Raw genomic sequence first — 8,455 nt, 5'->3', positions numbered from 1 at the left:
GGTCCCCGTGGTGGAGGTCCCCGTGGTGGAGGTCCCCGTGGTGGAGGTCCCCGTGGTGGAGGTCCCCGTGGTGGAGGTCCCCGTGGTGGACGAGCCGGTTGTGCCGCCCTTGGCCGGCGCGGCGGTGCCGTTGGGGGTCTGGGCGGCGGGCGTGGTGCCCTCGCAGTTGACCATCAGCGCGTTGATTTTGCCCGAGAACCAGTCGGGTATGCTGTTGGGCACCGACTTCTCCAGCGCCTTGGCGGTCTCCTGCACCACGGCGAGGCTGGCGGCGTTGTCGAGCGCCGGCCAGCCGCGCGGGCCGGAGAAGTTGACGTAGATCAGGAAGGCGACGGCGATCAGCACGATGGCGCGGGCCACGCCGAACAGGAAGCCGAGCATGCGGTCGAACGGCCCCAGCACCGAGTGCAGCACCACGTTGGAGATCAGCGGCGTGAACAGCGACAGCACCAGCAGCGCCAGCGCCACCACGATGGTGAAGGCGGCGATCAGCGAGATGATGCACGACTGGGACAGGAAGTGCCCGACCACCGGCGCCTCGCGGATCAGCGGATCGATCTTCGGCGCCAGGTAGAAGGCGGCGACGATGGCGACGATCCAGCCGGCGATGGCGAAGACCTCGCGCGTGAAGCCGCGCGAATAGGCCAGGATCGCCGAGATCAGTGTGACTACGGCGACCCCGCCGTCGACCACGGTGAAATGCATGCTCGCTCCCCCGATCCCCTCAGTCGGTTCCCGGTCCCCGTTGCCGGTTCCCTCTAGTCCCGCGCCGCGGCGAAGCTGCCGGCGACGAAACCGGGCAGATCCTCAACACCTGTCACAGGTATGCCAGATTTCTCGCCGCGCTTCATCTGGTTTGGCACGAAAGCCGCGGTAAAGCCCAGTTTCTCTGCTTCTTTAAGCCTAAGTTCGGCCTGTGTCACGGGGCGCACCGCGCCCGAGAGGCTGATCTCGCCGAAAATCACCGTCTCGGCCGGCACCGGCTCGCCGGTCAGCGCCGAGAGCAGCGCGGCCGCAACCGCGAGATCGGCGGCGGGCTCGGAGATGCGCAGGCCCCCGGCGACGTTGAGATAGACGTCGTGGCCGGCGAGCGAGACGCCGCAGCGCGCCTCGAGCACGGCGAGAATCATGGCCAGCCGCGCCGCGTCCCAGCCGACCACGGCGCGGCGCGGCGTGCCCAGCGCCGAGGGCGCGACCAGGGCCTGCAGCTCGACCAGCAGCGGCCTTGTGCCCTCGATGCCGGCGAACACCACCGCGCCCGAGGCGGCCTCGCCGCGCTCGCCCAGAAACAGCGCGGAGGGGTTGGCGACCTCGGCGAGCCCGGTGCCGGTCATCTCGAACACGCCGATCTCGTCGGCCGGGCCGAAGCGGTTCTTCACCGCGCGCAGGATGCGGAACTGGTGGCCGCGCTCGCCCTCGAAATAGAGCACGGTGTCGACCATGTGCTCGACCACGCGCGGCCCGGCGATCTGGCCCTCCTTGGTGACGTGGCCGACCAGGATCACCGAGACGTCGCGGCGCTTGGCGAAGCTCACGAGCTCGTGCGCGGTGGCGCGGACCTGGGAGACCGAGCCCGGCGCGGACTCGACGTGGTCGGCCCACATGGTCTGGATCGAATCGATCACCACCAGCGCCGGGCGCTCGGCCTCGAGCGTGGTCAGGATGTCGCGCAGGTTGGTCTCGGCGGCGAGCGAGACGGGCGCGCCGGCGAGCCCGAGGCGGGCCGCGCGCATGCGGATCTGGGCCGGCGCCTCCTCGCCCGAGACGTAGACGGTGCGCTCGCCGGCCCAGGCGAAGGCGGCGGCCGCCTGGAGCAGCAGCGTGGACTTGCCGATGCCCGGGTCGCCGCCGACCAGCACGGCCGAGCCCGGCACCAGGCCGCCGCCGAGCACGCGGTCGAGCTCGGCGATGCCGCTGGCGCGGCGCGGCGGCGGGGCCTCCTGGCCGGCCAAGGGCGTCAGCGGCACGGCGCGGCCCTTTCGCTGCCCGAGGCTGCGGGTCGGGGGACCGGCGGCGGAGAGGCCGGCGTCCTCCTCGACCGTGCCCCAGGCGCCGCAGGCGTCGCAGCGGCCGACCCACTTGGCGTGGACGGCGCCGCAGTCGCGGCACACGAAGGTGGGCGAGGGCCGCGCCACGCGCCTCAGCCCCGCGCCGCGAGGCGGTGCCGGGTGAGGCGGCGCCGGGTGACGTGGGCGACCCAGATCGAGGCCAGCACGCAGCCGGTGAACAGCCACAGGCCCCAGGCGGTGGAGACGGTGCCCACGCCCACGCCCTTGACCACCACGATATAGACCGCGACCAGGAACACGTCGGTCATGGAGAGCTTGCCGATCACCTCGATCACCGGCAGGGCCCAGGGGCCGAGCCGGCCGAGATGGATCGCGGCCAGCGCCAGCGTCTTGGCGTAGGGGATGACCACGGCGAACAGCGCCACCAGGGCGGCGAGCGCGGCGTCGGAGCTCCACAGCGCGCGGATGCCCGAGAGCATGGAGATCTCGCTGGCCGAGAAGAACAGCGGCCAGAACGCGGCGCGCGCCAGCGGCGCCAGCCAGGCGGCGGGGAACAGCGCCAGCAGTGCGAGGTTGAGAGCGATGGCGGCGCGCCACATGGTCAGCGCAGCGCGGCGATCGGGCCCTCGGGCAGGCCGTTGACGAACTGGTGCACGTAGGGGTTGTCGGTGGTGTCGATCTGGGAGGCCGGGCCGGTCCACTGGATCACGCCGTCGTGCAGCATGGCCACGGTGTCGGCGATCTTGCGCACCGAGGTCATGTCGTGGGTGATGGTGACGGCGGTGACGCCGAGCTCGACCACGATCTCGCGGATCAGGCCGTTGATCACGTCGGCCATGATCGGGTCGAGCCCGGTGGTCGGCTCGTCGAAGAAGATGATCTGCGGCCCGGCGCAGATGGCGCGCGCCAGCCCGACGCGCTTTTGCATGCCGCCCGAGAGCTCGGCGGGGTAGAGGTCGGCGGTCTCCGCACCCAGCCCCACCCGGCGCAGCTTCTCGATGGCGACGTCGCGGGCCTCGGCGCGCGGCAGCTTGCGCGAGCCGTGCAGGTGGCGGAAGGCCACGTTCTGCCACACCGCGAGCGAATCGAACAGCGCGCCGCCCTGGAACAGCATGCCGAACTTGTCCAGGAGCGCCTCGCGGCGGCGGCCGCGCGCCTTCGAGATGTCCTCGCCGTCGACGCGGATCTCGCCGGCGTCGGGCTGCACCAGGCCGAGGATGCACTTGATGGTCACCGACTTGCCGGTGCCCGAGCCGCCGATGATGACCAGCGACTCGGCCTCGCCGACGGTGATGTCCACCCCGCGCAGCACGCGGTTTCGGCCGAAGCGCTTCTTCACGCCGCGCATATCGATCTTCGGTGTGTGCGTGCCGGCGCGGGTCAATGCGACGTCCCCTGGAACAGCATCTCGGTGAGCACGTAGTTCGAGCCGAGGATCAGGATGAAGGCGGTCACCACGGCGTCGGTGGTGGCGCGCCCCACGCCCTGGGCGCCGCGGCCCGAGTGGAAACCCTGGTAGCAGCCCATCAGCGCGATGATGAAGCCGAACACCGCGGCCTTGATCAGGCCCGAGTTTATGTCGTCGGCCTCGAGGAAGTCCCAGGTGGTCCTGAGGTAGACCGCGGCGTTGAAGTCGAGCCGGATCACCGAGACCAGGAAGGCGCCCATGATGCCGATGATGTCGCCGACAAAGGCCAGGATCGGCAGGGCGATGGTGGCCGCCAGGATGCGCGGGCCGACCAGGTACTTCATCGGGTTGGTCGACAGCGTGCTGAGCGCGTCGATCTGCTCGGTCACGCGCATGGTGCCGAGCTCGGCCGCGATCGAGGAGGAGACCCGGCCCGCCACCATCAGGCCGCCGAGCACGGGGCCGAGCTCGCGCACCATGCCGATGGCGACGATCGAGGGCACGAAGCTCTCGGCGTTGAAGCGCGAGCTGCCGGCGAAGATCTGCAGCGCCAGCGCGCCGCCGGTGAACAGTGCCGTCATGCCGATCACCGGCAGCGAGAGGTAGCCGATGCGCACGAGCTGGCGGCCGAGCTCGCCCGGATACCACGGCGGGCTGAAGGCGCCGGCCACGCCGCGCGCGGCGAAGACCGTCAGCGATCCGGTGATCTGGCACAGCCGGATCACGGTGGCGCCGATCGAGGCGAGGAAGCTCTGGGCGAGGAAGAGGATCGGCATCTGGGCGGGCTCCGGTCCTGGATTGCGGGCGCGGCCATGCCCCTCCCCGGCCCTCGGCGGGCGCGCTGGCGGAGCAACTGCCGAGGGTCGCCCTTCGGTCAGGTCCCCGTATAGCGCCGGGTGTAGCGGCTTCCAAGGGAGGTCAGGATCTCGTAGCCGATGGTGCCTGCGGCCGTTGCAAGATCGTCAATGCCCTGGTTGGGGCCGATCAGCTCGACCATGGCGCCGGGGACGGCGTCGGGGCAGCCGGTGGCGTCGAGCGTGATCAGGTCCATGGAGACCCGGCCGGCAAAGGGGAGCGGGCGGCCGTCGAGGAAGGCGCGCGCCGGGGCGCCGAGCGCGGGGTTGCCGAGGCCCCTCGGCAGGCCGTCGGCGTAGCCCGCGGAGATGGTGGCGATGCGCGCGGGGGCCGTCGCCGTCCAGTCGCCGCCATAGCCGACGCAGGCGCCGGCGGGGACCTCGCGGATCTGCAGGATGGGCACGTGCAGGGTGACGGCGCGGCGGGCCTGGGCGAAGGGCAGGCCGCCATAGAGGCCGACGCCGGCGCGGGCGAGGTCGAAATGCGAGTCCGGCCCGAGCAGGATGCCGCCGGTGTTGGCCAGCGAGCGGGGCCGGTCGATTCCCTCGGTGAGGCGGGCGAAGTCGGCGCGCTGGCGGGCGTTCAACGGGTGCTCGGGCTCGTCGGCGCAGGCGTAGTGGCTGATCACCAGGCGCACCGCCTCGGGCAGGGGGCCGAGGCCTGCGAACTCGGCCGGAGGCATGCCCAGCCGGTTCATGCCGCTGTCGACATGCACGGCGCAGGGCGCGCCGGGGTGCCCGGCGAGCCAGGCGCGCGCCTGGGCGGCGGAGTTCAGCACCGGGCGCAGGTCGTGCGTGGCATAGAGCGGCGGCGGCGCCGCCTCGCTGCCCGCGGGCGGGTAGCCGGCGAGCACGTAGATGAGGGGCGCGCGGCCCACCGCCTCGCGCAGCGTCGCGCCCTCGCGGGGCTGCGCGACGAAGAAGCTGCGCACGCCGGCGCGGGCGAGCGCCGGGCCGACATAAGCGGCGCCGCAGCCATAGGCGTCGGCCTTGAGCACGGCGGCGGTCTCGACGCCTGGGCCCGAGCGCGCGTCGAGCGCGCGCCAGTTGGCCGCGATGGCGTCAAGGTCGATCGAGAGCTCGCCGCTGAGCGTCACGGCGCGCCGCTCAGGTGAAGCTGGAGTCGTAGGCCGCGGGCTCGCGCACCGGGTCGGTGAAACGGGTGAACTTGCCCTCGAAGTGCAGGTCCACGGTGCCGATCGGCCCGTGCCGCTGCTTGCCGATGACGACCTCGGCGCGCGCGTGCAGGCGCTCGGCCTTCTGCTGCCACTCAGGGAAACGGTCGGAATCCTCCGAGGGCTTGAGCCGCTCGTGATAGTACTCCTCGCGGAAGACGAACATGACCACGTCGGCATCCTGCTCGATCGAGCCCGATTCGCGCAAATCGGCGAGCTGGGGGCGCTTGTCCTCGCGGTCCTCGACCTTGCGCGAGAGCTGGGACAGGGCAAGGACCGGGATGTCGAGCTCCTTGGCGATGGCCTTGAGCCCTTGGGTGATCTCGGAGACCTCCTGCACCCGGCCGTCATTGGCGCGGCCCGAGGAGGGGCGCACCAGCTGGAGATAGTCGACCACCAGAAGGTCGAGGCCGTGCTGGCGCTTGAGCCGCCGGGCGCGGGCGGCGAGCGAATGGATCGGCAGCGCCGCGGTGTCGTCGATGAACAGCGGGATGCGCTCGAGCTCGGCGGCGACCTCGAGGAAGCGGCGGAACTCGTCCTCCTCGAGCCGGCCCGACAACAGCTCGTTGCTGCGGATCTGGCTCTCGGCGGCGAGGATGCGGTTGGCGAGCTGCTCGGACGACATCTCGAGCGAGAAGAAACCGACGACGCCGCCCTCGACCGCGCCCTCGGAGCCGTCGGGGCGCGTGCCCTTCTTGTACTTGCGCGCGATGTTGAAGGCGATGTTGGTGGCGAGCGCCGTCTTGCCCATGGAGGGGCGGCCGGCGAGGATGACCAGGTCGGAGTTGCGGAAGCCCCCGAGCTTGTAGTCGAGCTCGTGCAGGCCCGACGAGATGCCGGCGAGGCCGCCGCCGCGCTGGAAGGCGGCATTCACCATGTTCGCGGGCATGGTGGCGGCCTGGGCGAAATCGACGAATCCGCCTTCCAGCTTTCCCCGTTCGGCGAGGCTGTAGAGGGCCTGTTCGGCCTCTGTTATCTGCTCGGTCGGCTCCTGCTCTGAATCGAATGTGGCGGCGCGGGTGACGATCTCCTCGCCGATGGTGACCAGGTCGCGCCTGAGCGCGAGGTCGCGGATCGTCTCGGCGTAGTCGCGCGCGGCCGCGAGCGAGATGGCGCTGGCGGCGAGGCGGGCGAGGTATTCGGTGCCGCCCAGCTCCCTGAGCCCCTCGTCGTCGCCGAGGAAGGGCTTGAGCGTCACCGGCGAAGCCAGCGCGTTCTTCTGGATGCGCCGCGCGGCGATCTCGAAGATGCGCCCGTGCACCGGCTCGTAGAAGTGATGCACCTTCACGATCGGCTCGATGCGGTCGAAGATCTCGTTGTTCAGCAGCAAGGCGCCGAGAAGCGCCTGCTCGGCCTCGATATTGCTGGGGGCGAGATGCCTCGCCTCGACCTTCGCGCCGTCTGCCATGTGAGTCTTTCCCCTCGTCAGGCCCGATTGGATGCACCATTCGGGGCGCCCCGAGAACATGAACATAAGTAGAACATGTTTGCGGGCTGGGGACAAGTTCTGGATAACTTCGGGACAAGTGCGGACAGGGGCTTGAGTGCGCGGGACTCCTGCCCCCGACAAAAAAGTCGGGGACATTTCAGGGGATTGATCTGTGGATATGACTCCCGCCGCCGGACCGCTCGCACAACGCGCCCCGGGATGCCGCCGGGGACGGGCCCCCGGCGGTGGCGGCGGGACGGAGCCGCGCGCGCCCGCGCGGGGGCGCGGGCTCGCGGGCGCGGCTCAGTTGGTGCGGCTTAGCGGGCGTGGCTTAGCGGGCGGGCTTTTCTTCCCCGTCTTCGGCGGTCTCGTCGCCGTCCCCGGCCTGCTCGTCGACCAGCGTGCTGTCGCCCAGCGCCTCCTCGGCCTCCTCGGCGCCGCGCACGTCCTCGAACAGCTCGGCGACCTGGAACTCGGCGGCGCGCTCGGCCTCCTCGGCGCGCTCTTCCTCGGCGCGGACCTCGGCGACCGTCTTGCCCTGGGCCTGCAGCGCCGCCTCGTCGGCGTTGCGCGCGACGTTGACGGTGACGGTGGCCCAGACCTCTGGATGCAGCAGGATGCGGATCTCGTGCAGGCCGAGCTCCTTGACCGGCTGGTCGAGCACGACCTGGCCGCGCCCGACCGAGAAGCCGTTCTCGGTCGCGGCCTCGGAGATGTCGCGCGCGTTGACCGAGCCGTAGAGCGAGCCCGATTCGGCGGCCTGGCGGATGACCACGAAGGTCTGGCCGTCGAGCTTGGCGGCGACCGCCTCGGCCTCGGTCTTGCGCTCGAGGTTGCGCGCCTCGAGCTGGGCGCGCTCGCGCTCGAAGCGCTCGAGGTTGGCCTTGGTGGCGCGCAGCGCCTTGCTCTGCGGCAACAGGTAGTTGCGGGCGAAGCCGGCCTTGACCTGGACCACGTCGCCCATCTGGCCGAGCTTCTCGACCCGCTCGAGCAGGACTACTTGCATCGTGTCGCCCCCCTCACTGGATCGCGTAGGGCAGGAGCGCGAGGAAGCGGGCGCGCTTGATGGCGCGCGCCAACTCGCGCTGCTTCTTGGCCGAGACGGCGGTGATGCGCGAGGGCACGATCTTACCCCGCTCGGACACGAAGCGCTGCAGGAGCTTCACGTCCTTGTAGTCGATCTTGGGCGCGTTGGCGCCCGAGAAGGGGCAGGTCTTGCGCCGGCGGAAGAACGGTCTGCGTGCCATTGTCGGATTCCTTCTCAGCTGCGCGCGTCGGCGCGGTCGCGCCGGTCGCTGCGGTCACCCCGGTCGCTGCGGTCGCCCCGGTCGCCGCGGTCACGGTCGCCGCGGTCACGGTCGCCGCGCGGCCCGCGGTCACCCCGGTCGCGATCACCCCGGTCGCGATCACCCCTGTCGCGGTCGCCCCTGTCGCGGTCCCCTCTGGGGCCCCGGCCCCGGTCGCGGTCGTCGCGGCCGCGGCTCGACAGCATGGCGCTCTGGCCTTCCTCGTGCTCGTCGACCTTGATGGTGAGCACGCGCATGACGTCGTCGTGCAGCCGCATCAGGCGCTCCATCTCC

The 8,455-nt window shown here is 71.2% G+C and carries 9 protein-coding genes and 1 pseudogene; all 10 read right to left on the bottom strand.

Features of this window, described 5'->3' with window-relative positions:
* Positions 1-705, bottom strand: a 705-nt coding sequence (locus AC32QD_RS04735; protein ID WP_492009331.1) for a CvpA family protein, incomplete at its 3' end; no start/stop codon positions are given.
* 53 nt (positions 706-758) lie between these two features.
* Positions 759-2,135, bottom strand: a complete 1,377-nt coding sequence (gene radA / locus AC32QD_RS04730) for a DNA repair protein RadA (protein WP_492009330.1) — start codon at positions 2,133-2,135, stop codon at positions 759-761.
* Between the two features lie 5 nt (positions 2,136-2,140).
* On the bottom strand, positions 2,141-2,608 hold the full coding sequence (locus AC32QD_RS04725; protein WP_492009329.1) for a paraquat-inducible protein A: 468 nt from the start codon (positions 2,606-2,608) through the stop codon (positions 2,141-2,143).
* Between the two features lie 2 nt (positions 2,609-2,610).
* Entirely contained in the window at positions 2,611-3,357 is a 747-nt protein-coding gene (locus AC32QD_RS04720) for an ABC transporter ATP-binding protein (protein ID WP_492009332.1), read from the bottom strand.
* Between the two features lie 32 nt (positions 3,358-3,389).
* Positions 3,390-4,193, bottom strand: coding sequence for an MlaE family ABC transporter permease (locus tag AC32QD_RS04715; RefSeq protein ID WP_492009328.1), 804 nt, complete (start codon positions 4,191-4,193; stop codon positions 3,390-3,392).
* 98 nt (positions 4,194-4,291) lie between these two features.
* Positions 4,292-5,368: an alanine racemase gene (alr, locus tag AC32QD_RS04710; protein ID WP_492009327.1), complete on the bottom strand. Its 1,077-nt coding sequence runs from the start codon at positions 5,366-5,368 to the stop codon at positions 4,292-4,294.
* Between the two features lie 10 nt (positions 5,369-5,378).
* Positions 5,379-6,854, bottom strand: coding sequence for a replicative DNA helicase (locus AC32QD_RS04705; RefSeq protein WP_492009326.1), 1,476 nt, complete (start codon positions 6,852-6,854; stop codon positions 5,379-5,381).
* A gap of 352 nt (positions 6,855-7,206) precedes the next feature.
* A complete protein-coding gene (gene rplI / locus AC32QD_RS04700; protein WP_492009325.1) occupies positions 7,207-7,881 on the bottom strand; it encodes a 50S ribosomal protein L9 in 675 nt (224 codons plus the stop codon).
* A gap of 13 nt (positions 7,882-7,894) precedes the next feature.
* Positions 7,895-8,122: a 30S ribosomal protein S18 gene (rpsR, locus tag AC32QD_RS04695; protein ID WP_492009324.1), complete on the bottom strand. Its 228-nt coding sequence runs from the start codon at positions 8,120-8,122 to the stop codon at positions 7,895-7,897.
* 14 nt (positions 8,123-8,136) lie between these two features.
* Positions 8,137-8,455: pseudogene (locus AC32QD_RS04690) on the bottom strand (hypothetical protein); the annotation flags it as partial.

The organism is Thermohalobaculum sp. (assembly GCF_058622915.1).
The sequence above is the reverse complement of the archived record's forward strand: the minus strand, read 5'-3'. Positions and strand labels throughout refer to the sequence as shown.

Bases quoted from the DNA above. Each gene is read 5' to 3' on its own strand.
- AC32QD_RS04725 (WP_492009329.1), bottom strand. From the start codon at position 2,608: ATGTGGCGCGCCGCCATCGCTCTCAACCTCGCACTGCTGGCGCTGTTC.
- AC32QD_RS04720 (WP_492009332.1), bottom strand. From the start codon at position 3,357: ATGCGCGGCGTGAAGAAGCGCTTCGGCCGAAACCGCGTGCTGCGCGGG.
- AC32QD_RS04715 (WP_492009328.1), bottom strand. From the start codon at position 4,193: ATGCCGATCCTCTTCCTCGCCCAGAGCTTCCTCGCCTCGATCGGCGCC.
- AC32QD_RS04705 (WP_492009326.1), bottom strand. From the start codon at position 6,854: ATGGCAGACGGCGCGAAGGTCGAGGCGAGGCATCTCGCCCCCAGCAAT.
- rplI (WP_492009325.1), bottom strand. From the start codon at position 7,881: ATGCAAGTAGTCCTGCTCGAGCGGGTCGAGAAGCTCGGCCAGATGGGC.
- rpsR (WP_492009324.1), bottom strand. From the start codon at position 8,122: ATGGCACGCAGACCGTTCTTCCGCCGGCGCAAGACCTGCCCCTTCTCG.